Annotated in this window: 26 protein-coding genes and 1 pseudogene; 13 read left to right on the top strand and 14 right to left on the bottom strand. The window is 52.5% G+C overall.

Annotated features, from left to right (window positions below; translation table 11 throughout):
- Positions 1-37: 37 nt before the first annotated feature.
- Positions 38-595 carry an oligoribonuclease gene (gene orn, locus MON40_RS10930; protein WP_003776534.1) on the bottom strand — a complete coding sequence of 186 codons (558 nt, stop codon included), beginning with the start codon at positions 593-595 and terminating at the stop codon, positions 38-40.
- A 520-nt stretch (positions 596-1115) separates the two neighbouring features.
- Entirely contained in the window at positions 1116-2792 is a 1677-nt protein-coding gene (locus MON40_RS10920) for a formate--tetrahydrofolate ligase (RefSeq protein WP_003776538.1), read from the bottom strand.
- Between the two features lie 195 nt (positions 2793-2987).
- On the opposite strand from MON40_RS10920, the gene MON40_RS10915 reads away from it, so the two are divergent.
- Positions 2988-3419, top strand: coding sequence for an EamA family transporter (locus tag MON40_RS10915; protein ID WP_003776540.1), 432 nt, complete (start codon positions 2988-2990; stop codon positions 3417-3419).
- A 324-nt stretch (positions 3420-3743) separates the two neighbouring features.
- Here the strand turns inward: MON40_RS10915 and MON40_RS10910 are convergent, their stop codons facing one another.
- From MON40_RS10910 to MON40_RS10880, 7 genes are all read right to left on the bottom strand, one after another.
- A complete protein-coding gene (locus tag MON40_RS10910) occupies positions 3744-5144 on the bottom strand; it encodes an L-serine ammonia-lyase (protein WP_003768281.1) in 1401 nt (466 codons plus the stop codon).
- 333 nt (positions 5145-5477) lie between these two features.
- Positions 5478-5645, bottom strand: a complete 168-nt coding sequence (locus tag MON40_RS10905; RefSeq protein WP_003776542.1) for a hypothetical protein — start codon at positions 5643-5645, stop codon at positions 5478-5480.
- Positions 5646-5648: 3 nt separating this feature from the next.
- A complete protein-coding gene (locus MON40_RS10900; RefSeq protein WP_003776544.1) occupies positions 5649-6344 on the bottom strand; it encodes a M48 family metallopeptidase in 696 nt (231 codons plus the stop codon).
- A 33-nt stretch (positions 6345-6377) separates the two neighbouring features.
- Positions 6378-7112 (bottom strand): lysophospholipid acyltransferase family protein, encoded by a 735-nt coding sequence (locus tag MON40_RS10895; RefSeq protein ID WP_003776547.1) that lies wholly within the window; start codon positions 7110-7112, stop codon positions 6378-6380.
- 83 nt (positions 7113-7195) lie between these two features.
- Positions 7196-7774: a D-glycero-beta-D-manno-heptose 1,7-bisphosphate 7-phosphatase gene (gmhB, locus tag MON40_RS10890; RefSeq protein WP_003761702.1), complete on the bottom strand. Its 579-nt coding sequence runs from the start codon at positions 7772-7774 to the stop codon at positions 7196-7198.
- Entirely contained in the window at positions 7771-8235 is a 465-nt protein-coding gene (locus MON40_RS10885; RefSeq protein ID WP_003768299.1) for a DUF7832 domain-containing protein, read from the bottom strand. Before MON40_RS10885 ends, gmhB begins: the two co-directional genes overlap by 4 nt.
- Positions 8236-8340: 105 nt before the next feature.
- Positions 8341-9582 carry an aromatic amino acid transporter gene (locus tag MON40_RS10880; RefSeq protein ID WP_003776549.1) on the bottom strand — a complete coding sequence of 414 codons (1242 nt, stop codon included), beginning with the start codon at positions 9580-9582 and terminating at the stop codon, positions 8341-8343.
- Positions 9583-9962: 380 nt separating this feature from the next.
- Between MON40_RS10880 and MON40_RS10875 the strand changes: the two genes are divergently transcribed.
- The 3 genes from MON40_RS10875 to MON40_RS10870 all read left to right on the top strand — a co-directional run bounded on the left by MON40_RS10875 (position 9963) and on the right by MON40_RS10870 (position 12488).
- Positions 9963-10637, top strand: a complete 675-nt coding sequence (locus MON40_RS10875; RefSeq protein WP_003776553.1) for a carbonic anhydrase — start codon at positions 9963-9965, stop codon at positions 10635-10637.
- On the top strand, positions 10604-10729 hold the full coding sequence (locus MON40_RS13390; protein WP_278250522.1) for a hypothetical protein: 126 nt from the start codon (positions 10604-10606) through the stop codon (positions 10727-10729). The genes MON40_RS10875 and MON40_RS13390 overlap by 34 nt, the downstream gene beginning before the upstream one ends.
- A gap of 193 nt (positions 10730-10922) precedes the next feature.
- Positions 10923-12488 carry a SulP family inorganic anion transporter gene (locus tag MON40_RS10870; RefSeq protein ID WP_003776555.1) on the top strand — a complete coding sequence of 522 codons (1566 nt, stop codon included), beginning with the start codon at positions 10923-10925 and terminating at the stop codon, positions 12486-12488.
- Positions 12489-13347: 859 nt separating this feature from the next.
- Here the strand turns inward: MON40_RS10870 and MON40_RS10865 are convergent.
- On the bottom strand, positions 13348-14406 hold the full coding sequence (locus MON40_RS10865) for an AI-2E family transporter (RefSeq protein WP_003776559.1): 1059 nt from the start codon (positions 14404-14406) through the stop codon (positions 13348-13350).
- Positions 14407-14661: 255 nt separating this feature from the next.
- On the opposite strand from MON40_RS10865, the gene MON40_RS10860 reads away from it, so the two are divergent.
- Complete coding sequence (locus MON40_RS10860; protein WP_231286312.1) at positions 14662-14946, top strand: late embryogeneis abundant protein; 285 nt, start codon at positions 14662-14664, stop codon at positions 14944-14946.
- 273 nt (positions 14947-15219) lie between these two features.
- On the opposite strand, the gene ribF is transcribed toward MON40_RS10860, so the two are convergent.
- Positions 15220-16173: a bifunctional riboflavin kinase/FAD synthetase gene (gene ribF, locus MON40_RS10855; protein WP_003776561.1), complete on the bottom strand. Its 954-nt coding sequence runs from the start codon at positions 16171-16173 to the stop codon at positions 15220-15222.
- Positions 16174-16261: 88 nt separating this feature from the next.
- Positions 16262-17242, bottom strand: coding sequence for a hypothetical protein (locus tag MON40_RS10850; RefSeq protein WP_003776563.1), 981 nt, complete (start codon positions 17240-17242; stop codon positions 16262-16264).
- A 354-nt stretch (positions 17243-17596) separates the two neighbouring features.
- On the opposite strand from MON40_RS10850, the gene MON40_RS10845 reads away from it, so the two are divergent.
- The 4 genes and pseudogenes from MON40_RS10845 to MON40_RS13600 form a co-directional block, all read left to right on the top strand.
- The gene (locus MON40_RS10845; RefSeq protein WP_003776564.1) at positions 17597-18919 is read left to right on the top strand and encodes a M23 family metallopeptidase; all 1323 of its coding nucleotides are present in this window, start codon (positions 17597-17599) and stop codon (positions 18917-18919) included.
- A 337-nt stretch (positions 18920-19256) separates the two neighbouring features.
- On the top strand, positions 19257-19490 hold the full coding sequence (gene rpmB / locus MON40_RS10840) for a 50S ribosomal protein L28 (protein ID WP_002216391.1): 234 nt from the start codon (positions 19257-19259) through the stop codon (positions 19488-19490).
- A 28-nt stretch (positions 19491-19518) separates the two neighbouring features.
- Complete coding sequence (rpmG, locus tag MON40_RS10835; RefSeq protein ID WP_003684373.1) at positions 19519-19674, top strand: 50S ribosomal protein L33; 156 nt, start codon at positions 19519-19521, stop codon at positions 19672-19674.
- Positions 19675-19744: 70 nt separating this feature from the next.
- A pseudogene (locus MON40_RS13600) lies at positions 19745-19810 on the top strand (transposase); the annotation flags it as partial.
- 159 nt (positions 19811-19969) lie between these two features.
- Here MON40_RS13600 and MON40_RS10830 read toward each other — a convergent pair.
- Positions 19970-20479 (bottom strand): DUF4189 domain-containing protein, encoded by a 510-nt coding sequence (locus MON40_RS10830; RefSeq protein ID WP_094112901.1) that lies wholly within the window; start codon positions 20477-20479, stop codon positions 19970-19972.
- Between the two features lie 206 nt (positions 20480-20685).
- Positions 20686-21786, bottom strand: a complete 1101-nt coding sequence (locus MON40_RS10825) for a histone deacetylase family protein (RefSeq protein WP_039862741.1) — start codon at positions 21784-21786, stop codon at positions 20686-20688.
- Between the two features lie 231 nt (positions 21787-22017).
- Between MON40_RS10825 and yajC the strand changes: the two genes are divergently transcribed.
- From yajC to MON40_RS10805, 4 genes are all read left to right on the top strand, one after another.
- The gene (gene yajC, locus MON40_RS10820) at positions 22018-22284 is read left to right on the top strand and encodes a preprotein translocase subunit YajC (protein WP_019270848.1); all 267 of its coding nucleotides are present in this window, start codon (positions 22018-22020) and stop codon (positions 22282-22284) included.
- A 75-nt stretch (positions 22285-22359) separates the two neighbouring features.
- Positions 22360-24213: a protein translocase subunit SecD gene (gene secD, locus MON40_RS10815; RefSeq protein WP_003776574.1), complete on the top strand. Its 1854-nt coding sequence runs from the start codon at positions 22360-22362 to the stop codon at positions 24211-24213.
- Between the two features lie 3 nt (positions 24214-24216).
- Entirely contained in the window at positions 24217-25152 is a 936-nt protein-coding gene (secF, locus tag MON40_RS10810) for a protein translocase subunit SecF (RefSeq protein ID WP_003760872.1), read from the top strand.
- A gap of 311 nt (positions 25153-25463) precedes the next feature.
- Positions 25464-26021: a nitroreductase family protein gene (locus MON40_RS10805; protein WP_003776581.1), complete on the top strand. Its 558-nt coding sequence runs from the start codon at positions 25464-25466 to the stop codon at positions 26019-26021.
- Positions 26022-26100 lie beyond the last annotated feature (79 nt).

Below are 26100 nucleotides of genomic sequence, written 5' to 3'. Positions count from 1 at the left end.
GTGGGAGGTCGTCTGAAAAAGTGTGCCGACGGTGTTTTCAGACGACCTCGGGCAGTTTCAAGAAGTTTTCGCGGTAGTAACGCATTTCCTCGATGCTTTCGAGAATATCGTCCAAAGCCTGATGCGAACCGCGTTTCACCACGCCTTTGGCAACGGGCGGATTCCAACGTTTGGCAAGTTCTTTCAGTGTGGACACGTCCAGATTGCGGTAGTGGAAATACGCTTCGAGGCGCGGCATGTATTTGACCATGAAGCGGCGGTCTTGATGGATGGAATTGCCGCACATCGGCGTGGATTTTTCGGGAATCCATTGCGCGATAAAGTCGAGCAGTTTTTGCTCCACGTCGGCTTCGGTCAGCCGCGATTCGCGCACGCGCTGCGTCAGCCCCGTGCGGCCGTGGGTGGCGGTGTTCCACTCGTCCATGCCATTGAGCAGTTCGTCGCTTTGGTGGACGACATAAACTTCGGACTGCGCCAAGACGTTCAAATCGGAGTCAGTGATAATCATGGCGATTTCGATAATGCGTTCGCGTTCGGGGTCAAGCCCGGTCATTTCCATATCGAGCCAGCAGAGGTTGCTTGCGTTTTGAGTCATTTCAGACGACCTTTCGTCGGTTTAAAAACAATGGGCGGTATTATAGTGGATTAACTTCAAATCAGGATAAGGCAAAGCGGTCGAGTAAATATAGTGGATTAAATTTAAATCAGGACAAGGCGACGAAGCCGCAGACAGTACAGATAGTACGACAAGGCGAGGCAACGCCGTACTGGTTTAAAGTTAATCCACTATAAATAGTCGTCTGAAAACCAATGCGGTGGGTTTGCTCTATCGTTTCAGACGACTATTCATCAGGGGAGGATTCGTGGGTAAAGCTCACGCTACGGGTTGTCGCGGTTGAGTTTAAACCGTTTCAAATAATATAAGGTCGTCTGAAAACGAGTGCGGCGGATTTGCTCCGTCTTTTCAGACGACTATTTTCATTAGGGGAGGATTCGCGGGCAAAGCCCACGCTACGGGTTGTCGAGTTTGAGTTGAAACTGTTCCAAATAATATAAGGTCGTCTGAAAACCGTTTTCAGACGACCTTTGCCGTTTTACTTCACTGCCGACTCAAATTAGAACAAGCCGTGGATCACGCCGTCTGCGTCCACGTCGATTTTCTCGGCGGCGGGTACTTTGGGCAGGCCGGGCATTTTCATCATGTTGCCGCACAGGGCGACGATGAAGCCTGCGCCGGCGGAAACGGTGATGCCGCGCACGGTGATGCGGAAGCCTTCGGGGCAGCCCAAGAGTTTGGCGTTGTCGCTGAGGGAATATTGGGTTTTCGCCATGCAGACGGGCATTTTGTCCAAGCCCAGTTTTTCCAGCGAGGCGATTTCGGCGGATGCTTCTGCGCTGAAATCGACGTCTTCCGCGCCGTACACTTTTTGGGCGATGGCGCGGATTTTGTCTTTGATGCTCAATTCGACATCGTAGGCGAAGCCGAAGTTATTGGGTTGGTTGTCGATGGCGTTGACGACTTTGCGCGCCAAATCCGCGCCGCCCGCGCCGCCTTTGCCCCACACTTCGGTCAGGGAAACTTCGACGCCGTGTTCGGCGCAGGCTTTTTCAATCATGGCCAACTCGGCATCGGAGTCGGACACGAAGCGGTTGATGGCGACGACGACGGGCAGGCCGAAGACGTTTTTCAGGTTGGAAATGTGTTTCAGCAGGTTGGGCAGGCCTTTTGCCAAGGCTTCGAGGTTTTCTTCACCGAGGTTGGCGCGTTCTACGCCGCCGTTGTATTTCAAGGCGCGGACGGTGGCGACGACGACAGCTGCGTCGGGTTTCAAACCGGCAAGGCGGCATTTGATGTCGCAGAATTTTTCCGCACCCAAATCCGCGCCGAAGCCTGCTTCGGTTACGGCGTAATCGGCAAGGTGTTTCGCCAGACGGGTGGCGGTAACGGAGTTGCAGCCGTGGGCGATGTTGGCGAAGGGGCCGCCGTGTACGAAGGCGGGCGTGCCTTCGATGGTTTGCACCAAGTTAGGCTTGATGGCGTCTTTGAGCAATGCCGCCATCGCGCCGTGGGCTTTCAAATCTTTGGCGTAAACGGGGCTGCCGTCTTTGGCGTAGGCGACGAGGATGTTGCCCAAACGTTCTTTCAAATCGCTGATGTCTTTGGCGAGGCAGAATACCGCCATCACTTCGGAGGCGACGGTGATGTCAAAGCCGTCGGGACGAATCACGCCGTCAACGGGTTTGCCCATGCCGTCGATGATGTTGCGCAACTGGCGGTCGTTCATATCGACCACGCGCCGCCACAGCACGCGTTTGGGGTCGATGTTCAACTCGTTGCCTTGGTAAATATGGTTGTCGAGCATGGCGGCGAGCAAGTTATTCGCCGCACCGATGGCGTGGAAGTCGCCGGTGAAGTGCAGATTAATGTCTTCCATCGGCAAAACTTGGGCATAGCCGCCGCCTGCCGCGCCGCCTTTGACGCCGAACACAGGCCCCAAAGAAGGTTCGCGCAGGGCGATAACGGCGTCTTTGCCGATGTGGCGCAACGCGTCCGCCAAACCGATGGTCACGGTGGTTTTGCCTTCACCCGCCGGAGTCGGGTTGATGGCGGTAACCAAAATCAGACGGCCTTGTTTTTGCGGCAGTTTGAACGCTTCGGCAGGATTGATTTTGGCTTTGTAATGGCCGTAGGGTTCGATATTGTCAACGTTCAAACCCAGCTTGGCGGCAATTTCGCCAATCGGACGCATGGTGGAGGATTGGGCGATTTCGGCATCGGTTTTGAAGCTCATGATTTTCCTTTACTGAATGGAGAAGAAAAAGAGGAGGGTCGTCTGAAAGCCCATCGGAAAGACAAACGCTGATGGATTCAAAAGAATATTAGGCATATTATAGCGTTATCTGAGAATGAATCGCAGTGAAAAATTCGATAATTCAACAAAAATACGGTTCATATTGTTGACAATCCACAAGAGAAACGGACAAACATGGGCAGCAACGCATGGCTTTTCTGGGCATTGGCTTCCGCAGGCTTCGCCTCGCTGACGGCGATTTTCGCCAAAATGGGTTTGCAGGGCATCGATTCGGATTTCGCCACCTTCATCCGCACGCTGGTCATCCTCGCCGCGCTGGTCTTGTTCCTGACCTATACCGGCAAATGGCAGGGCGTAAACGGGTTTACGGGAAGAAACTGGACATTCCTGATTCTCTCCGGCCTCGCCACCGGCGCATCCTGGCTCGCCTACTTCAAAGCCCTGCAACTGGGCAACGCCTCGCAAGTCGCCCCCGTCGATAAATTCAGCCTGGTATTGGTCGCGCTGATGGCGGTGGTTTTTCTGGACGAACGCCCCAGCACGCAGGAATGGGTAGGCTTGGGACTGGTTACGGCGGGCGTGTTGACGCTGGCTTTGAAACGGTAAGGCTGAAATGATTTTTCAGACGACCTTTTAAGCTGAGGGGTCGTCTGAAAATGTTGCGCCGCAAATAGGGCTGAAGGCTTGCCGTCATTTGCGGCGATGGTTTTGTGTATAGTAGATTAACTTTAAACCAGTACGGTGTTGTCTCGCCTTAGCTCAAAGAGAACGATTCTCTAAGGTGCTGAAGCACCAAGTGATATCTGTACTGTCTGCGGCTTCGTCGCCTTGTCCTGATTTAGTTAATCCACTATACATACGGCAGGAGTCGAATCCATCAAAAAGGTCGTCTGAAAAAATGTTCAGACGACCTTTTTGTCTGCTCCGTTTTCAACATTCCACAACGCGGACGGAGACGGGGACAGCTTTTTTCTGGAGGGTGATGGCGAGTCCGGCAAGCGAGGTTTCTTTGTAGGTGGACTTCATGTCGCGCCCAGTTTGCAGCATGGTTTGGATGACTTCGTCGAGCGAGACTTTTTTGTCCGTGCCGTCTTCCAGCAGGGCGAGGGTGCCGAGTTTGAGGGCTTTTTCGGCGGCGATGCCGTTGCGTTCGATGCAGGGGATTTGCACCAATCCGCCGACGGGGTCGCAGGTCAGGCCCAAATGGTGTTCCATCGCCATTTCGGCGGCGTTTTCCACTTGTTTGGGCGTGCCGCCGATGACTTCGGCGTATGCGCCCGCCGCCATGGAGCAGGCGACGCCGACTTCGCCTTGGCAGCCGACGTCCGCACCGGAGATGGAGGCGTTGGTTTTGTAGAGGATGCCGATGGCGCCTGCGGTGAGCAGGAAGTTTTCGACGCGCTCTTGTGTGGCGTGCGGGTTGAACTTGCGGAAGTAGTGCAGGACGGCGGGGATGATGCCGGCTGCGCCGTTGGTCGGGGCGGTAACGACGCGTCCGCCGGCGGCGTTTTCTTCGTTGACCGCCATGGCGTAAACCATAGGCCAAAGTTGGGTGTTGACGATTTCGGTTTCGCGCAGGGCTTTGAGTTTGGCGGCGAGCTGCGGGGCGCGGCGGCGGACGTTTAAGCCGCCGGGCAGTTCGCCGTCTGCCGCCAGCCCGCGTTTGATGCAGCCTTCCATAACGTCGGCAACGCCGGCGACGCGGCGGCGGATTTCGGCTTCGCTGCAACCGGCAAGCGCGGCTTCGTTTGCCAACACGGCTTCGGAGATGTCGAGCTGGTTCATGCGGCATTGGGCGAGCAGTTCGGCGCAGCTGGTGTAAGGGTAGGGAACTGGACGCGTTTGTTCGGCTTGTTGGTCAAACTCTTGATCGGTAACGATAAAGCCGCCGCCGACGGAGTAGTAAATTTGTTCTTTGAGTTTGCCGCCGTCTTTGCCGTAGGCGGTGAAATTCAGTCCGTTCGGGTGTTTGGGCAACACTTGGTCGCCGCGTATATTCAGGTCGCTGTCGGGGTTGAAGCTGATTTCGCGTCCGTTGAGGCGGAGGATGTGTTGCGTGCGGATGCGTTCGAGACGGTCGGGGATGTCGGCAAGGGGGATGTCGTGCGGCAGGCTGCCTTCCAAGCCGAGCAGGAGGGCGTCGAATGTGCCGTGTCCGCGTCCTGTCAGCGCCAGTGAGCCGTAAATATCGATGACGATGCGTTCGGTTTGCGCGTCTAGACCTGATTGTTTGAGGTCGTCTGAAAAGGCGGCGGCGGCTTTCATGGGGCCGACAGTGTGGGAGCTGGAAGGGCCGATGCCGATTTTGAAAATGTCGAAAATGCTGATCATGATGTGTTTTCCCTCAATGTTGTCTGTTTGTGTGGCGGGATGCGGATGTTGTCTGTTTGTCGGGCGGTTTGATGTGTCGCGTGGGTTAAGGCTTGTTTTCACGCGTCTGAAAGTCTGCGTATTTTAGCCTTTTTTGTCGGACGGATGATGCGCGGGCTGTCGTCGCAAAAGTATACGGCATTATAGTGGATTAAATTTAAATCAGGACAAGGCGACGAAGCCGCAGACAGTACAGATAGTACGGAACCGATTCACTTGGTGCTTCAGCACCTTAGAGAATCGTTCTCTTTGAGCTAAGGCGAGGTAACGCCGTCCTGGTTTAAAGTTAATCCACTATATCCTGTTTTGCAGGGCGGGCGGATAGTGGGGCGGATGGTTTGTGACGGATTGGCATGATTTGTTGCGCGTAGCCATCATGGATTGGTTCGTCTGAAATCTTGTTTGGGCTTGAAACGGGCGAAACGGGGTTTCAGACGACCTTGATGTATCGGCGTATCGCACGCTTTAGCCTAATGCAAACAATTCGCGCCCGTGGGCTTTCAGCCATGTTTCGGCGGTTTGGGTGTGCGGGGTGAGGCGGTTGACGGTTGCCCAAAATTGCGGGCTGTGGTTGGGGTGGGGCAGGTGGCAGAGTTCGTGGATGCAGATGTAGTCTGCAACGTAATCGGGTGCGCCGATGAGCCGCCAGTTGAGGCGGATGCCGGTGGTGTGGCGGCAGACGCCCCAGAAGGTTTTGGCGTTGGAGAGGGCGGTCGCGGCGGGAATGAGGGCGGTGGCGCGGGCGTGGTGTTCGAGGCGCGGCAGCAGGTATTCGCGGGCGCGTTCGTGCAGGAAGCGGCGCAGGTGGGTCAGTTGGGCGGCGGGTTCTTTTTCGGGCAGCAGGATTTCAGACGACCTGATTTGGATGTGGTTGCCGCTGTGGACGGACAGGGTCGTCTGAACGCCTTGATACCAAATCCATTCGGGGAGGGTGTCGGCGGATGCGGCGGCGGTCGGGGCTTGGTCTAGGGTGCGGCGCAAGAGCGGTTCGTTGTCGGTCAGCCATTGGGCGAGAAAGCGATGGCTGACAAACGGGGGAACGTTGATGCTGACGGTGTCACGGGATACGGGGCGCAGGATGAGGTTTTTCTTGGCGCTGCGTTTGAGCCGGATTCGGATGGACTGGCCGTCTGAAAGGGTGTGGGCGTAGTGTCGGGACATGGATTGGGTCGGTGTCGGGGCGAATCTGCGTTTTCAGACGACCTTTGCGACGGCAAACGGTCCTTTTCCTTCGATAAGGGGTTGTTGCGTTTCAATCCGTTTTTCGCATTCCGCCATCAATTCGGCTTCCGTGCCGCTGCCGTGGGGGATAACGGGGTTGATGACGACGGTGATGGTGCCGGGGTGTTTGAGGAAGGCGTTTTTCGGCCAAAATTCGCCGCTGTTGAGGGAGACGGGGACGATGTCCATTTCAAACATTTTCGCCATGCGCGCGCCGCCGAGTTTGTAGCGGCCTTTTTCGCCGGGCGGTAGGCGTGTGCCTTCGGGGAAGATGGTAATCCAGTAGCCTTCGTTTTTGCGCGCCATACCTTGTTCCATCAGTTGTTTGCTGGCTTCGCGGCTGTTGCTGCGGTCTATGCCTATGGTTTTGACGAGTTTCAGACCCCAGCCGAAGAAGGGGATTTTGAACAGCTCGCGTTTGGCGACGTAAACCTGCGGCGGGAAAATTTCTTGCAGGGCGAGGGTTTCCCAGCCGCTTTGGTGTTTGGCGCAGATGATGGAGGGGCGGTCGGGGATGTTTTCGGCGCCGATGAGGCGGTATTTGAGTCCGATGATGTGTTTGAGCGACCAGTTGAGGATGCGTACCCAGATTTGCGCCATTTTGTGCGCGCCGCCTTGGACGGGCAGGGCGAGGAGCATGAAGGGGAAAAGTAAAATCAGGCTGGTGCTGAGGATGAACCAGTAGGTTAGGTTGCGGATGAGGAGCATGTTTCTACCTGTCGGATGGGTCGTCTGAAATCTTGTTTGGGCTTGAAATGGGGCGAAACAGGGTTTCAGACGACCTCGTGTATTTACGGATTTGCCTGTCCGTCTGCACGGTCTTGCGCGGCTTCGTGCATGATGTATTGGGAGAAGGCGAGCAGGCTATCGAAGATTTGGGTGTTTTCGGGTAATTCTTTTTCCTGTTGCGACAGGGTTTTCTTGCCTTTGCCGGTCATGACGAGCGCGGTTTTACCGCCGGCTTCGTGCATGGCTTGCAGGTCGCGCAGGCTGTCGCCGACCAGCCAGGTTTCGGCGGGGTCGGCTTTGAAGCGTTCGAGGATGTCGTAAATCATGCCGGGCTTGGGTTTGCGGCAGTCGCAGTTGTCGGCGGCGGTGTGCGGGCAAAACCAGATGCCGTCGATTTCGCCGCCCGCCTGACGGACGAGGCGGTGCATTTTGGCGTGCATTTCGGTCAGGTCTTGGACGGTAAAGTATTTGCGGCCGATGCCGGATTGGTTGGTGGCGACGGCGATGTTGTAGCCTGCCTGCGTCAGGAAGGCGATGGCGTCCATGCTGCCTTCTATGGGTATCCATTCGTCTACGGATTTGACGAAGTCGTCGCGGTCTTGGTTGATGACGCCGTCGCGGTCGAGGATGATGAGTTTCACGGTTGCTCTCCGACTGTGGATGCTAAATGGTTTTTCCATTGCTCAAACGCTGCCTGAAAGACGGGTTTGAGGCGTTTGTAGATTTCGGGGGTGTTGGGGACGTGGTAGAAGCCGCCAAGCGACGGGGTGTCGAGGGTGCGAACGTAGTCTTCTAAAAATGCGCCGTAGCCGTCTTCTTCATTGTCGTAGTAATAGGAGGTGAATTTCTGCCCTTGTTCGGTGAAGTCGTCGGGCGTGAGCGCGCCGTCCATGTGTTTGAGCAGGAAGCGGCGGCCGCTGGTTCTGCCTTTGAGCATATTGGCGAAATCTTCCGCGCTTTCGGGGGCGGTTTGCCAAACGGGATTCGCCAGCCCCGCCTGCGCCGCCCATATCCAGTACATGCCGATATGCGTGGCGGCGTTTTCGGACGGCAGGCCTTCGGGATATTCTTCGTCTAGGTGGAAGCGGATGTTGTCGTACATGGACGGTCGTGTGCTGTGATTCGGAGGGTGTTTATTGTAACGGAAAACGGGAGAGGTCGTCTGAAATCTGTTTTCAGACGACCTCCGGGGTATCGAATTTGCTTGTCAGCCTTTGAACACGGGGACGAGTTCGAGTTGGCTTAATACCTGCGCGGCGATGTTGATGACGCCGAAGAGGAAAACCCAAACCATCAGTCCGAATCCGCCGTAAATCTTGTAGTTTTTGCCTGCGCCGAATTTTTGGCGCGAACGGTAGAGCAGCATGGCGGGGATGATGCCGGTCCAAATGGTTGCCGCCAGACCGACGTAGCCTATGGCAGTAACGAAGCCTGTTGGATACAACAGACAGAAAATCAGGGGCGGCAGGAAGGTAAGGGCGGCGGTTTTGGTGCGGCCGGACACGCTGTCGTTCCATTTGAAGATGTCGGCGATGTAGTCAAAGAGGCCGAGCGTTACGCCGAGGAAGGAAGTGGCAATCGCCATGTAGGAGAAGAGGGTCAACACTTTGTCCATGCTGCCGGTTTGGGCGAACTTGGACAGGGTTTCGATGAGGACGGAGACTTGTCCTTCGGCGGCAATCACGGGGGCGAACTCATTGCGCGGCAGGTTGCCTTGGATGGCGATTTGCCACAGGACGTAAATCACCAGCGCAATCAGTGTGCCCGCCCAGATGGATTTCGCCACTTTGGGCGCATCACCTTTAAAGTATTTGAGCAGGCTGGAGACGTTGCCGTGGAAGCCGAAGGAGGCGAGGCAGACGGGCAGGGCGGCGGAGATGTAAATCCAGTAGCTCGTGCCTGCGGGGGCTTGGGTGTCGAAGAGGACGGGCAGTTTGGCATCGGCAATCAGCCCGCCGGTCGCCCAAATGAAGGTCAGCACCATGCCGCCGATGAGGACGCTGGTGAAGCGATCGACCAGCCGTGCCGACGCCCACACGCAAAAGGCGAGGATGCCGAAGAAGACAAGCTGTCCGACGGTGAGCGAAACGTCGCTGCCTACCGCACTGCCCAGCCCTTTGGCGGTCAAGTCGCCGCCGACGAAGATGTAGGCGTAGGTGAGCAGGTATAAAACGAAGGCGACGGCAACGCCGTTGATGACGTTCCAAATCGGTCCGAGCAGGTCTTTGACCATGGTGTCGAAGCTGGCGCCGTGCGGATAGTGGGTGTTGACTTCAAGGATCATCAGGCCGCTGGAGAGCATGGAAAACCAAGTGTAGAGCAACACAATCAGCGAGCCTGTGAACCAGACGCCGGAGGTGGCGGTCGGGTTGGCAAGCATGCCTGCGCCGATGACTGTACCGGCGATAATCATGGCGCCGCCGAATAGCGACGGGGTTTTGACGGACATGAAATTCTCCTCGGATTAACAGTCCGCCATTATGCCGTAAAGTGTAAGGATTGGTAAGGAGGTCGTCTGAAAATTGCAGGGAAATGGCAGACAGCAGGGGTTTTTCGAGCGGGGTGGCGGCGAGTGGATGAGAGCGGTTTAATTTTTTGAAAGATAGGGAGAAACGGCGGTTTCTCCTTTTTTGTTTGGTTGGGTTGAAAAAGGGTTTTCAGACGACCTTTTGCTTGAAAATGCCGAATTTACATATTTATACGGCATTTTATGGCTAATTTTTCTCTAATTTTGCCTTCCTAGAATGCGCAACCCTTACAGAGGCCGCATCCGCAACAGGGCGCGGTAACAAAAAAAACAGACGACACATCAAGCAGAAAGGAAGCCGCATGAGCCAATCATACGAAGTCATTTTTGAAAACAACCGCAAATGGCAGGAAACGAAGAGACAGCAATACCCCGATTACTTCAAAGACCTCGCCGACGGGCAAAACCCCGAATACCTCTACATCGGCTGCTCCGACAGCCGTGTCGCGGCGGAAGAACTGATGGGATTTGAGCCGGGCGACGTGTTTGTACACCGCAACGTCGCCAACCTTGTGCACGGTTTGGACATGAATGCCGCCTCTGCCATCGAATATGCCGTGTCGCACCTGAAAGTCAAACATATCATCATCTGCGGCCACTACAACTGCGGCGGCATCAAAGCGGCGATGAAACCGCAGGATTTGGGTTCGATGAACCCGTGGCTGCGCAGCATCCGCGACGTGTACCGCCTGCATCAGGAAGAATTGGACGCGATTGAGGACGGACACCTGCGCTACGACCGCCTGGTCGAATTGAACGTGCAGGAACAGTGCCTCAACGTCATCAAAATGGCGTGCGTGCAGGAACGCTACCTGCTCGACGGCTACCCGATTGTGCACGGCTGGGTCTTCGACCTGCGCACCGGCCGCCTCATCGATTTGAACATCGACTTCAAAAACATCCTCGCCGACATCCAGAAAATCTACGACCTCACCGATTCAGAATGGGTGGTCAACGCGCGCAAGAAAGCGGGTTGATAGGCCGGAGGCCGTCTGAAAATATCGCTTGGAAAGATGCCGCCCTTCCCGCGCAGGCGGAAATCCGTTCGGACGATAAACAATATTTGTGAAACTCGATAAACCGTCTCCCAAAGGTGGATTCCCGCCTGCACGGGAAGGACGGCGGGTGAGTTTGTCCGGCGGCTGAAAAATAAGTTTATCCGCTATGTCCGATTTTTTCAGACGGCCTTTCCCTCCCGCAACCCTGCTTCATCCATACAAAAAACATACACACAAACACACACATCAGGAGTACCCCTCACCATGAAACCCCATCAGAAAAAACAACCTTTGGGCAGCCTGTTCAAGTCCAATTTCGCTTCCGGACTGGTCGTCTTCCTCGTCGCCCTGCCGTTGTGCCTCGGCATCGCGCTTGCTTCAGGCGCGCCGCCGTTGTCCGGCGTGTTGGCGGGCATCGTCGGCGGCATCGTCATCGGTTCCCTCAGCACCTCGCACATCAGCGTGTCCGGCCCCGCCGCAGGCTTGGCGGCGATTATCCTTGCCGCCATTACCGAACTCGGTTCGTTCGAGCTGTTCCTGTGTGCAGGCTTAATCGCCGGCGCCATCCAGCTTTTGCTCGGCTTCATCCGCGCCGGCAGCCTTGCCGAATACATCCCCGTGTCCGTTATCGAAGGCATGTTGGCGGGCATCGGCGTGATTATCATCATGAAACAGATTCCGTTTGCCTTGGGCAGTAGCGGCAGCCTCGCCGACCCCACCGCCCTGTTCGCCGACATCCACACAGGTTCTCTTTTGGTAGCGGGCGTGTCGATGGCGATCCTAATCGTATGGGACAAAATCCCCGTGCTGAAAAACATCAAAGCCCTGCCCGCCGCGCTGGTTGCCGTGGGTGCGGGGATACTGATGAACCAATGGTTCATCGCCAGCGGCAGCAGCCTTACCATTCCCGCCGGACAACTCGTCCAACTGCCCGTCCCCGACACATGGCGCGAAGCCGCAGCTATGCTCACGCTGCCCAATTTTTCAGGTTTCGGCAACAGCTACGTTTGGATGACCGGCATCACCATCGCCATCGTCGCCTCGATTGAAACCCTGCTCTGCATCGAAGCCGCCGACCGCCTCGACACCCACCGCCGCATCACCGACACCAACCGCGAATTGCGCGCGCAGGGCGCAGGCAACATCGTCAGCTCGCTCATCGGCGGCCTGCCCATCACCTCCGTCGTCGTGCGCTCGTCCGCCAACGCCAATGCAGGCGCGACGCACAAACTGTCTGCCGTTATCCACGGCGTTTTGTTGCTGGTGTGCGTTTTAGCGATTCCCTTTATCCTCAATATGATCCCCCTGTCCACCCTCGCCGCCGTCTTGCTGCTGGTGGGCTACAAACTGGCGAAACCCGCGACCCTCCTGCATTTCTGGCATAAAGGGCTGTACCAGTTCATCCCATTCGCCGCCACCCTCGCCGCCGTCGTCGCGCTCGACCTGCTCAAAGGCGTCGGCATCGGGCTCGCCATCAGCATCATCTTCATCCTTCAAGGCAACATGAAACGCGCCTACTACCTCAGCCGCGAAGAACTCGCCGAAGCCGACGAAATCAGCTTGGAACTGGCAGAAGAAGTCTCGTTCCTGAACAAAGCCGCCATCAAGAAAACCCTGAAAAACATCCGTCCGGGTTCGAAAGTAACCATCAACGCCGAACGTTCGTCCTACATCGCCGGCGACGTATTGGAACTGATTGAAGACTTCGCCAACGTCTTTGCCAAGGAAAACGACATAGACGTCGTACTCAAAGGCTTCAAATCCGACTACGACCACGAAGGCCGCGACCATCACAGCCATGTGCGGGTAGGGCATAGCGCGAGTATTTAGAAGTCGGGTTGGAATGAGTAGGAGAAGAAAAAGGTCGTCTGAAAAACCTGTTTTGGGGATTTTCAGACGGCCTCTTTAGCAGATGCAAATGGAAAATACCTGCTTCGTCATTCCCGCGTAGGCGGGAATCTAGGTTTTGGAAGCTATGGAAATATTTAAAAATTGCAGCGGCCTTTCAAAGTCTGGATTCCCGCCTGCGCGGGAATGACGGCGGCTGATGAATCGGCTGTTTCGTCCGACAGAAAAGAAACATAACGAAATATCTAAAAAAAACAGCAGGATTCGCGGGCAAAGCCCACGCTACACCGTCGGGCAACGCCTAAAGTTGGAGAAAACCCATAGCGGAATTTTTTGTGTTGATTTGAGGGATAACAATCGTAGCGTGGGTTTTGCCCACGAGAATTCTCCCCCTCTCCCGTCCGGCGGGAGAGGGTTGGGGAGAGGGTGGTTCTTACCCTTTATGCCGTATATATGCAAGCCACCCCATCCTAACCTTCCCCCGCCAGACAGGGGAAGGGATAAGGTTGCTGTAACTGAAAGAGGTCGTCTGAAAAACCTATCTCAATCTTTTCAGACGACCTCTTTGTATTCTGATACTTTAAATCCATTATCGCCTCAATACGATACTAAAAAACAGTAACGGCGGCATTCAGTAATCTGCCCCCTCTCCCGTCTGGCGGGAGAGGGTTGGGGAGAGGGTGGCTCTTTGCCCTTATTCTATATATTTGCAAGCCACCCCCATCCTGCCCTTCCCCCGCCGGACGGGGGAAGGGATAAGGTTGCCGTAACTGAAAAAGGTCGTCTGAAAAACCTATTTCGAGCTTTTCAGACGACCTTTCATCTATATTTCAAACACTATCTAAATCAGCTTCTGCTGTTTCAACTCATTCTTCAGATACGCATAATAAACCGGTGCGACGATGATGCCGCCGACGCCGAAAATCCGTTCGAACACGACCATCGCCACCAGCAGTTCCCATGCGCTTGATTCGATTTCCGAACCGATGATTTTCGCATTCAGGAAGTATTCGAGCTTGTGGATGACGACCAGAAACACCAGCGAAGCGACCGCTACATATAAAGACGCGCCGAGGCTCAAGATGATAATGATGGTGTTGGAAATCAGGTTGCCTGCGACGGGAATCAGCCCGACGATGAAGGCGATGACCAACACGGTTAGTTTAAACGGCAACTCCACGCCGAAAAGCGGCAGGATTAGATAAAGGTACACGCCCGTCAGCACGGTATCGATCAGTGAGATTTTGACCTGTGCCAGAAACACGCGCTCGAAGCTGGTTTCGAAGTTCACAATCCGCCGCACCAGTTCTGCCTTGAAGGGCGGCATTTTGCGGCGGTTTTTGCGCATGTTGAGGCGGTGGAAACTGAGCATTGCGCCGATGATGATGCCGATAAGGATGTACACGAACGAGGTGAAGCTGTTTTTGCTGATGCGCGTCAGCGCGGCGCTGTATTCTTCAATCAATTTGACCGCATAGGCTTTGATTTCGGCGGTATTGTTGGGCAGCATGTTCAAAACCGACTGCGGCAGGCTGCTGCTGTTTTTCGTGTCCTCCAAAATCGCCGCCAGCTTGGTCAGCATCACGGTGATGTGCCCGCCGTGAATCAGGTGGTAAATCCCCAGCGACATCAAGAGGATAACCGTCAATACGATGCCTATGGTCAGCGTGGTCGAAATCAGGTTGATATTGTGCGCGTTGAGCGATTTGTGCAGAAACGTATTGCGCGTGAGCGTACGGCGGCGCAGCCAAAGAATCAGGCCGTTGGTCTTGGTGATGAAGACGTAGGTCAGTATCACGGCGAGCAAAAGGGGCAAAAAGTGGAAATACAGCACCGCAAGCAGGGCAAGCCCCATCAGGATGTAGGATGCATTGCGGAATCGAGAGTGTTCGAAAATCATCGGATGTAATGCCATGAAATATATAAATTTAAACAATCAAGCTATGAGGTGCGATTAATAAAGCAGGACAAGGGGGTTAACCCTCCTTTTGAAACTTTATTTCAATTTCGCTCGAGCTGACTTCGGTTTACAAACAAACCGTTACAATAAAAACTCAATCGCACCAATTGGTTATGCGGTTGTCTTTACGCAAATTGCCATTTGGCATTTGACGGAATGATTTTATCAGACAAATTTCCCGAAAGGATATTACACATGAAAACATTGTCTAAATTGACCTCTCTCGTTCTTGTTTCTGCCGGTCTGATCGCTGCTCCTGTGGCTATGGCCCAACCTGCTTCCGGCAAAGCCGCTAAAGCAGAACACGTTCACAAAAAAGCCAATAAAGCTAAAAAACAAGCCAACGACCTGAAAACCGACAAAGCTGCTGAAACTGCTGCACCGGAAGCCGAAGCTGCCAGCCCGCTGACCGGTCAAGGTAAAACTACTACCGAAACTGCACCTTCTGCCGCCCAAGAACAGGCTCCTGCTGCTAAATAAGTAGGATATAGTGGACTGAATTAAAAGAGGGATTTTGTTCCCCGCGCACCGTTTTGACGGTTGTCGTCCTTTTTGAATTTAGGCCATTAGAAATCTCGCAGGCTGATGTCTGCATATTGTGAAAAAGGTCGTCTGAAAAGATTTCAGACGACCTTTTTCATTTTTATCCGACAATGGCCGCAGATGCTTTTATAGTGGATTAAAATAAAAATGAGAAAAGGCGGCAACGCCCGCCGTGTACGGGTAGTACATAAGGGCGTTGGCAACGCCGTATCATTGCAATTTTAATCCACTATAATCCGTTTCCTGCCATTGTTTCGCCTCTTCTATATCTTGTTCGATTTGCAGTTTCAATGCTTCGATATTGCTGAATTTTTGTTCGTCACGCAGTTTGTGCAGGAAACGTACTTTCAAACGTTGTCCATAAAGATTGCCTTCAAAATCAAACAAATGGACTTCGAGTTTTTGCGAATTGTTGCTGCTGACGGTCGGGTTGAGTCCGAAGCTGGCAACGCCGCGCCGTGTGCCGAATGTACCGTCCGCTTCGACGACGAATACGCCGCGCAGAGGATAGCGGTGGGGCGGAAGTTGGATGTTGGCGGTGGGGGCGTTGATGGTTCTGCCGAGTTTTTTGCCGTGTTTGACTTTGCCGCTCAAAACGTAATCGTGGCCCAAAAGCTTTTTAGCGTAAGCCAAGTTGCCGTCTGTCAAGGCCTCGCGCACGGCTGTGCTGCTGGTGCGGATGTCTTCGACGATGACGGAAGGCGTGCGTTCGGTTTGTATATCGCTTTGCTGCTTCAATAAGTCGAAACAGCCTTCGCGTCCGGCGCCGAAGCGGAAATCGTCGCCGATAAGCAGGTAGCGTGTGTTGAGGGTTTGGCGCAGCAGTTTGTCGATGAAATCCTGTGCGCTCATATCGGCAAATTCTTGGTTGAAACGCAGCACCCATACGGCGTCGATACAACCGGTATCGCTCAACAAATCCAGCTTGGTACGCAAGGGGCTGATGCGGCATGGGGGCGTAAAGCCTGCTTTTAGGGAGAAGAATTCTTTGGGTTGCGGCTCGAAAATGACGACGATAACGGGAAGGTTGCGCGAATCGGCTTCGTTTTTGAGTTTTTGCAGGATGTGTTTGTGACCGAGGTGTACGCCGTCGAAATTACCGATAGTGACGGCCGCTCCTTGCGGAAAATCAGGTGCATTGTGCTGACCGAGTCGGATTTTCATGGGCGGTGTGTGCAAATAGTAGAATGGTCGCGTATTGTAAACGTTATTGGTGTTTCTATAAACAGGGCGGCGAGGCGGGGCGGGCGCATTACCATCTGCCGGTAAATGTTTTTTTCGGGTGCCAGAATTTCCATTTTGAAAACGGCGTGATGTGTAAAGTGCCGCCGTTTTCACCGTCGGTACTGATAGACAGATTTTTCAGACGACCTTGCGAGACTGCCTGCCAAAGCGGGGCAAACCAGCGGGTTTCCCAGCTTTCTAAAATTTCTTGGTATGTCTGAATATCGCCTGTTTGTTCCGTAACAGCCAAGTCGTCCAGAAAAATGACAGGGTTGGCGGGATGAATGCCCGATTCGGCAACCGCATCCAGCCAAGCCTGAAAATCATAAGGCACATCCAAGCAGGGGTCGTCTGAAAATTGCGCCCAAATGCTGTCGGAAGCGACGAAGTCCGCAGATCGCAGTCCCGTTAAATCCTGCCACAGCCAAAGCCCGTTGATTGTAGGAGTATCGTTTTGAGTGCGGACGGCGTTGAGCGGGTGTTGATGCAGCCACATTTGAATTTCAGTCTGCATTCCCAACCATTGCAAGGCGTCTTTTCCATCAGCTTGGTCCGCCGACCCGATTTGTCCGTAGATATCCAATACCGGCGCAATCCCCCAATCGCTTTCCGATGGCAAAGTGATCAGCCAAAAATCGGGACGGACAGGCAGAAAATGCCAACCCTCTTTGCTGTAAAACTCAGACAGTTCCAAACATAATCGAGCGGCTTCTTCTTTTGTGATTTGCAGATGTTCGCCGCTGACTACGCTGACTTGGTGCAATCCCATTTGCTGCCATATCGGGCTGGCAAACGCTGCCGCCTGATGCGGTGGAATCCCCGTCATCTCTTTGATTTGTGTCAACAAACTTCCCTTCCATAAATGCCGGCGATAAAAATCAGACGGCTTCATTTCTTGTTTATGTAATAACCCATATCGCAAGATTTGGTTAAAAGCAGGAAGCTGGAGAGGAGGGAGTGTCTCATCTTTTTGACGGTTGAGGGAGGGGAGGGCAAGCGTCAGATTCATGGCGGTGGTCAGAACGGAAAAAGCTTATTTTACGCGAGAAAATACAACATACTCAAAATAACCAATGTCATTATCAGGTTGGATGATGGATGGCGTTTTTGAGTTGGAAGTGTGCATATGTTATAATCAAGTTCTCGTAAATTTCAGAAAAAAGGGGTGTAAATCAAAAGAATAGCCCCGATAATCATGCTCGGTTCTGAGTAAATTTGATTGTTTATTTTATTCACTTGGTATATATATTGTCTGGGAGAGACCGTAAACACGGTTGATAAGATAAACAATTAAACTCAATAATTTCAAATGACATAAGAAATGCGGTGGTAGAGTGATTATTACCGCATTGAAGGATAATGCGTGACTAAAACAACTCGATTTTCATTCATGCGCCGTTTCTGGCACAACAAACCCGTACGTTGGTCGTTGTTGGGCATCCTGCTGCCTGTGTCAGGAGTAATGACTGCCTATGCGGTCACTGAGCCGGTTTCCAATCCTCAAGGTATTGCGTTGGAGCGGATTTCTGAGGAATTGCCCGCCGTTTATGTTGAAACCAACAATTTCCAGTCCAGCTATTGGGCGCAGGAAGTTGTCCAACAGGGCGACTCCCTTGCCGACGTTTTGGCGCGTATGGGTGTGGCGCAGACCGACATCAAACAGATCATGGCGAAAAACAGCGCAGATCAAAATATGCAGCATTTGCGCGCCAACCAATCCGTCAACATCCGTGTCGATTCATCAGGTCAGGTAACGGACGTACAATTCTTTACCGATGAAGAATTGGAACGAAACCTTGTTGCGTTGGAAAAAGTCAAAGGTAAATGGCAGCTGTCTACTTCTGAAGTAGATATGAAAGTCATGCCCACTTTGCGCTCTATCGTTGTACGGACTTCCGCACGCGGTGCGATGGCGCAGGCCGAAATACCTGTCGAAATCCGCGAGTCACTCAGCGAAATTTTCTCTGACGTACTGAGCTTGGAAGAATTGCAGGAAGGCGATGTCGTGCGTCTTCTGTACAACAATATGTATTTCCGCGGCCAACAAATGGGTACCGGCGATATTCTGGCGGCTGAGATTGTCAAAGGCGGGAAAACTTATCAGGCTTATTACTACAGCCAAGGCAAAGGCGACGAAGAGAGCGGCAGCTATTATGATCAAAACGGTAAATCGCTCCAGCAGAAAGAGGGATTCAACATCGAGCCGGTTGTCTATACCCGTATTTCCTCGCCGTTTGGCTACCGAGTTCACCCCGTCTTGCATACCGTCCGTATGCATACAGGTATCGACTATGCCGCACCAACAGGCACACCGATTAAAGCGTCTGCCGACGGTGTGATTACCTTCAAAGGCTGGAAAGGCGGTTATGGCAATACCGTCATGATTAGGCACTCTAATGGCGTTGAGACGCTTTATGGTCACATGAGTGCATTTACGCCGGCGGAAGGTAATGTCCGGGCAGGTGAAGTGATTGGTTTCGTCGGTACAAGCGGACGTTCAACCGGCCCCCACCTTCACTACGAAGCGCGCGTGAACGGTCAGCCGGTCAATCCGACGACAGTTGCATTGCCGACTCCGAAACTGACGCCTACCAATATGGCAGCGTTCCGCCAACAGCAGAAAACTGCCAATACCATGCTTGCCGCAATACGCGGTTTGCCGGTATCGGTTGCACAGTTGGACTGATAGGATTGTCTGAACAAAGGTCGTCTGAAAAATTTCAGACGACCTTTTTGTTGATGTTCGGTGCGGTTGATACGGACTGTTCGCATCAGCATTTTTACAACTTGCTTTTACCCCGTTCTTGATATTGCGGGCTGAGGATTGGGATAAACAAATGTATTCGATAACAAAATCCGCTATAATTCGTCCCCGTTACGTTTTAAGAAACAGCGTTCCCTGAAAACAACATTGGAGAGGCTCATTCTCGAAAACAATCGTTTTTTCATCAAACAGCTTGAATGAATGCTGCTTTTTATGGTATAAATCACGTTTTACTATTTTAGAAGTTTGGAGACTAACCATGGCACGAGTTTGCAAAGTGACCGGTAAGCGCCCGATGTCTGGCAACAACGTATCACACGCCAACAACAAAACCAAACGTCGTTTTTTGCCTAACTTGCAATCACGTCGTTTCTGGGTAGAGAGTGAAAACCGCTGGGTTCGCCTGCGCGTTTCTAACGCTGCATTGCGTACCATTGATAAAGTAGGCATTGACGTCGTATTGGCTGATTTGCGTGCTCGCGGCGAAGCTTAATTTAAACTGTTAATTAAGGATTACTGCAATGCGCGATAAAATCAAACTGGAGTCAAGTGCAGGTACTGGTCACTTCTACACCACTACCAAAAACAAACGCACTATGCCCGGCAAACTGGAAATCAAAAAATTTGACCCTGTTGCCCGTAAACACGTTATCTACAAAGAAACCAAATTGAAATAATCCGGTTTCTGAAAAACTAAAAAACCTCTGTCTGACAGAGGTTTTTTTCTTGGTTTCTTGTATCTGATTCAAGTATAGTGGATTAACTTTAAATCAGGACAAGGCGACGAAGCCGCAGACAGTACAGATAGTACGGAACCGATTTACTTGGTGCTTCAGCACCTTAGAGAATCGTTCTCTTTGAGCTAAGGCGAGGCAACGCCGTACTGGTTTAAAGTTAATCCACTATAAAAGCCGAAATCGGAACCTTGCGGCTGAAAGAGGTTCAGACGACCTTGAATCATATCTGATAATGTCAGTATTTTGGCATTGAGCAGCCTTCGGGAGCAATAATTCTGCATTGTGAAGCTCCATGTTTTTGACATTTTCTTAGGGCTTCGGCTTCAGCAAGACCAGGCTCAGTTGATCCGAAAAAAAGTGTACCATCTTTTGCTTGGGCAACGGCGAGACAGCCATTCCGAACCCAAGCCAAAACTTTACACGGTTTATTTTTTCCACCTTCTTCACAGGTTTTAATAGCTTGTCTTTTGGCAGCCGCAAGTGAATCCATTTCGAGTGCGCCACCTGATATACCTGTTTTAGGATTGGCTGCCCATGCACCGTATTTTGAAGGGACATCGATATTAACAATTTCCGTAGGTTGCTTTCGTTGATGCTGACGAGATGACGCACAGTTGGGATTGTAACCATACGCACACAATGCCGAATTATTTTGCAATGCGCCTCTGGTTGCATCATAGGTTGGGTCAGCAGCATACACATTAAGGCTCGCCAGTCCCAATAATACAAAAAGCAATTTTTTCATTATCAGTCCAATCTTTTATTTTTTGAAAATTAGTGGATTAACTTTAAAACAGTACGGCGTTGCCTCGCCTTAGCTCAAAGAGAACGATTCTCTAAGGTGCTGAAGCACCAAGTGAATCGGTTCCGTACTATCTGTACTGTCTGCGGCTTCGTCGCCTTGTCCTGATTTAAATTTAATCCACTATATTTTAATGCGGAAATAGCAAGTTAAAACCTGTTTTCTGTTTTCAGACGACCTATTTGGCTTGCAGGGGCAGTATTTTCTTTCTTCTGTCCACCGCGTTTCAAATGCTTTTGATAGGCGGCGACATAGCCTGCTTTGGGTAGTCCTGCTAAGACGCCGATATGGGCGGCGGCGGATTTTGCCAAAGGTTCGAGCGTGTAGCCGCCTTCCAGTACGGAAACGATTCTGCCGGGGCAGCTTGATGCGGCTTGGATGATTTTGTGGGTCAACCAGGCGAAATCGGCTTCGTGCAGATTCAGACGACCTGTTTCGTCTTGTTTGTGTCCGTCGAAACCTGCGGACAGTAAGACCAGTTCGGGTTTGAATGCGGTCAGTTTGTGCAGCCATTGCTCGCGTACGGTAGTGCGGAAGACGCGGCTGCCGGTGTTGGACGCGAAAGGCAGGTGCAACATATTGGCGCCGTTGGCGGAATGATTGGTTTCGGGAAATGGGAAGAGGTCGGTTTCAAAAAGGTTCATAAATAGGACGCGCGGGTCGTCTTTGAAGATTTCCGCTGTGCCGTCGCCGTAATGGACATCGAAGTCGATGACGGCGATGCGTTGGAGTCGATATTCGGCGATGGCGTGCATGACGCCTGCGGCGACGTTGTTTAACAGGCAGAAACCGCCTGCCTTATCGCTGTGCGCGTGGTGTCCGGGTGGGCGGATGGCGCAAAAGGCGTGCCATGCTTTCTTATTCATCACCATATCTACCGCCTGAACGACAGCCCCTGCGGCGTAACGGGCGGCTTTGAGCGAACCATGGCTCATGACGGTATCGTTGTCGATGCGGTAGATTTTGTCCGGTTGGGGCTGGCAGGCTTCGAGCGAGCGCAGGTATTTGCGCGGGTGAACCAAGGCGAGGCGGGTATCGCTGATTTCTTCGGCTTCGGCAGTTTGAAGATGCCGCCAAATATCCTGACGTTTGAGCTCCGCCTCGATAACGGCAGTGCGTTCGGGCGAGTCGGGATGACCTGTGCCGGGTTGGTGTTGCGCAAAAACGGGATGAGAAATCCAGACCGTACGCGCATTTTTACCCAAGAGGCGGCGTAGGCGCGTACGCAGTCGTCGAATGAGTTTTTTCATGAGGAAAAGGGCGCGGGGCTTGTCGTTGGTAGGAAGGAATCAGGTTTTAAATGTCGTTGAAAATTCATTTTCAGACGACCTGACATGATAAATATGGTTAATAAATAGGGAAAGGCTTGGAAATTTTTCAGACGACCTTTAGAATAGCTTAATTTTGCGGTCGTACCAATGCTTTTTTCTGCCGCAAGCGGTGTTTTACTTAATTTTAATCTCTTAGAAAACGGACAAATTATGAATCAAACTGTGGCCCAATTTGCCCCTTTAGTGCTGATTATGGTGGTGTTCTACTTCCTGATCATGCGTCCTCAACAAAAGAAATTCAAAGCACACCAAGCCATGCTTGCCGCTTTGAAAGTCGGCGATAAGGTTGTTTTGGCAGCAGGTTTCAAAGGCCGCGTTACCAAAGTCGGCGAACAGTTTTTCACTGTGGACATCGGTCAAGGTGCAAAAATCGAAGTCGAAGTGGAACGTAACGCGATTGCCGCCAAAGCCGAGTAATCCGTATTTTTGCCAAGAGCCGCCTCGGAAAGCTGAGCGCGGCTGTTTGTCTTCATAATAAATCGAAGGTTTACCATGAACCGTTATCCTTTATGGAAATACCTGCTGATTGCGTGCTCGATTTTGGTTGCCGTAGTGTATTCGCTGCCCAACCTTTTCGGTGAAACGCCCGCAGTGCAGGTATCAACCAACCGACAAGCCATCATTATTAACGAACAGACCCAGTCTAAAGTCGATGCCGCGCTGAAACAGGCGGGTATTCAGACTGACGGGATATTTATTGCGAACAACTCGCTGAAAGTGCGTTTCAAAGATACCGAAACGCAGCTTAAAGCCCGCGATGTCATCGAAAACACTTTGGGCGATGGCTATATCACCGCGCTCAACCTGTTGGCGGACAGTCCCGAATGGATGGCCAAAATCGGCGCCAATCCGATGTTCTTGGGCTTGGACTTGCGCGGTGGCGTGCATTTCACCATGCAAGTGGATATGAAAGCCGCGATGCAGAAAACGTTTGAACGTTATTCGGGCGACATCCGCCGCGAGATGCGCCGCGAAAAAATCCGTACCGGCACCATCCGTCAGATTGAAAACGGTTTGGTTGTCCCGATGCAGGACGCTGCTGACGTACAGAAAGCCATGCCTAAGCTGCGTCAGCTTTTCCCTGAGGCAAATTTGAATGCCGACGGCAATAACATCACGCTGACATTGTCCGAAGAAGCGATTAACAAAGTACGCTCCGATGCAGTGAAACAAAACATCACCACTTTGCATAATCGCGTCAATGAGTTGGGCGTGGCTGAGCCTGTCATCCAGCAATCCGGCCTCGACCGCATCGTCGTACAGCTGCCGGGTGTACAAGATACTGCCAAAGCAAAAGACATCATCGGTCGTACCGCGACTTTGGAAGTGCGCATGGTGGAAGATGACCCTGTCAAAGTGCGCGAAGCTTTGGAAGGCAATGTTCCGAGCGGTTTCGAGCTGTTGTCCAGTGGTGGCGATCATCCTGAAACCTTGCTGATTAACAAACAGGTTGAATTGACCGGCGACAACATCAATGACGCGCAACCCAGTTTCGACCAAATGGGTGCGCCTGCCGTCAGTCTGAGCTTGGATAGCGCAGGTGGCAGTATTTTCGGCGAATTGACTGCTGCTAACGTCGGTAAACGCATGGCGATGGTGTTGATCGACCAAGGCAAATCCGAAGTGGTTACCGCACCGGTTATCCGTTCCGCTATTACCGGTGGACGCGTGGAAATTTCCGGCAGCATGACGCAGGCGGAAGCCAATGATACTTCCTTGTTGCTGCGTGCCGGTTCTCTCGCCGCACCGATGCAAATCGTGGAAGAGCGCACCATCGGCCCGTCTTTGGGTAAAGAAAACATTGAAAAAGGTTTCCATTCGACCTTATGGGGCTTTACCGCCGTTGCCTTGTTCATGGTGGTTTACTACCGTCTGATGGGTTTCTTCTCGACCATCGCCCTGAGTACCAACATCTTGTTCTTGGTCGGTATTTTGTCTGCCATGCAGGCGACGCTGACGCTGCCCGGTATTGCCGCATTGGCGTTGACGCTGGGTATGGCGATTGACTCCAACGTATTGATTAACGAACGTATCCGCGAAGAGTTGCGCGAAGGCGTTCCGCCGCAACAGGCAATCAATCTCGGTTTCCAACACGCATGGGCAACCATCGTCGACTCCAACCTGACCTCGCTGATTGCCGGTATTGCCCTCTTGGTATTCGGTTCCGGCCCGGTCCGCGGTTTTGCCGTCGTACACTGTCTGGGTATCCTGACTTCGATGTACTCATCTGTCGTCGTCTTCCGCGCCTTAGTGAATCTTTGGTACGGACGCCGCCGCAAATTACAGAACATTTCCATCGGCGCAGTATGGAAACCCAAAGCCGAAACAGCGGCAGGCAAGGAGTAAGACATGGAACTCTTTAAAATCAAACGCGACATCCCGTTTATGAGCTACGGCAAACTGACGACCTTTATTTCGTTGGTAACCTTCATTGCCGCCGTATTCTTCCTCATTACCAAAGGTTTGAACTTCTCCGTCGAATTTACCGGCGGTACCGTGATGGAAGTGCAATATCAGCAGGGCGTGGACGTCAACAAAACCCGTGAAAAACTCGATACCCTGAAAATGGGCGATGTCCAAGTTCAGGCGTTGGGTACGAACAAACACATCATGATCCGCCTGCCCAACAAAGAAGGAGTGACTTCCGCGCAGCTTTCCAATCAGGTTATGGAATTGCTGAAAAAAGAGCAGCCTGACGTTACCCTGCGCCAAGTCGAATTTATCGGCCCGCAGGTCGGCGAAGAGCTGGTGACCAACGGTCTGATGGCATTAGGCTTTGTCGTAGCAGGTATCATCGTTTACCTGTCGATGCGCTTTGAATGGCGTTTCGCCGTATCCGCCATCATCGCGAATATGCACGACATCGTGATTATTTTGGGCTGCTTCGCCTTCTTCCAATGGGAATTTTCACTGACCGTGTTGGCGGGTATCCTTGCCGTATTGGGCTATTCCGTAAACGAATCCGTCGTCGTCTTCGACCGTATTCGTGAGAACTTCCGTAAACCGAGTATGCGCGGACACACCGTTCCGCAAGTCATCGACAATGCGATTACCGCCACCATGAGCCGTACCATCATCACCCACGGCTCGACCGAGGCAATGGTCGTTTCCATGCTGGTGTTCGGCGGCGCAGCGTTACACGGTTTCTCAATGGCATTGACCATCGGTATCGTGTTCGGTATTTACTCTTCAGTCTTGGTAGCCAGCCCGCTCTTGCTGATGTTCGGTCTGAGCCGCGAAAATATCGCGAAGGAAGTGAAGAAAAAAGAAGAAGTCGTGGTCTGATGGTTATGATTGCGATGTGAAGGGGTCGTCTGAAAACTTGGCAACAGGTTTTCAGACGACCTTTTTGTTGCGCCATCAAGCATGGCATTCAAACCGGCTTTGTGCTATATAGAGGGTTCGTTTTGAGCAGGTACGGCTTTACTCTGTGCCGGGTTGAAGAAAATGGCTTGCAAAAGCGTTAAGTATTAGCCAATCGGTTTGCACCGTCTGTTGCAGTATTTTCCGAATATAGCCTGTATCGTTTTGATGGTTCCACAAGGAATCCCGTCTAAGATGGATTCCGTTGTTTCAAATGAATTGAAAGATAAAATATGGATGCTTTACAACTTTTGACCACACGTCGCTCGTCTAAAAAACTTACCGCCCCCGCGCCGAATGCGGAACAGCTCGAATATATGCTGCAAGCGGCTACGCAGGTTCCCGACCATGGCAATATGCGTCCGTTTCGTTTTACCGTCATTCAAAGCGAGGCAGGCTTGCAACGTTTCCGCGAATTGTTGCGCCAAACGGTTACCGAGTTGAATTTTGGCGATGATGTGATGAAAAAAGCCGAGAAAGTCGGCAATATGGCGCCTATGGTGATCGGCGTGACTTTTGCGCCCAACCGCGAAGTGGCAAAACCCAAGCCTGAGTGGGAGCAAATGTTGAGTGCGGGCTGCGCCGCTTACGGGTTGCAGCTTGCCGCGTCCGCGCAAGGCTTTGACAATGTGTGGATTACCGGAATGTGGGTCAACAGCCCGCTCTTGCGCGAAGCATTTGGTTGTGAAGACAAAGATAAAATCATCGGGCTGATGATGGTCGGTTCACCGACTGAGGCGGGCAGTGGCGCAAAAAATACCGATTTGGAGCAGTTCGTGACGGTTTGGTAAATAGCCTGAAGAATCGGCTTAACACGAGGCTGTATTCTGAAAAGTGAATCGGCGATATAAAAGGTCGTCTGAAAACAGA

This window comes from Neisseria macacae ATCC 33926 (assembly GCF_022749495.1).
In the GTDB taxonomy this organism is placed as follows: Bacteria; Pseudomonadota; Gammaproteobacteria; order Burkholderiales; family Neisseriaceae; genus Neisseria; species Neisseria macacae.
This window is presented reverse-complemented; position numbering and strand designations above follow the sequence as displayed.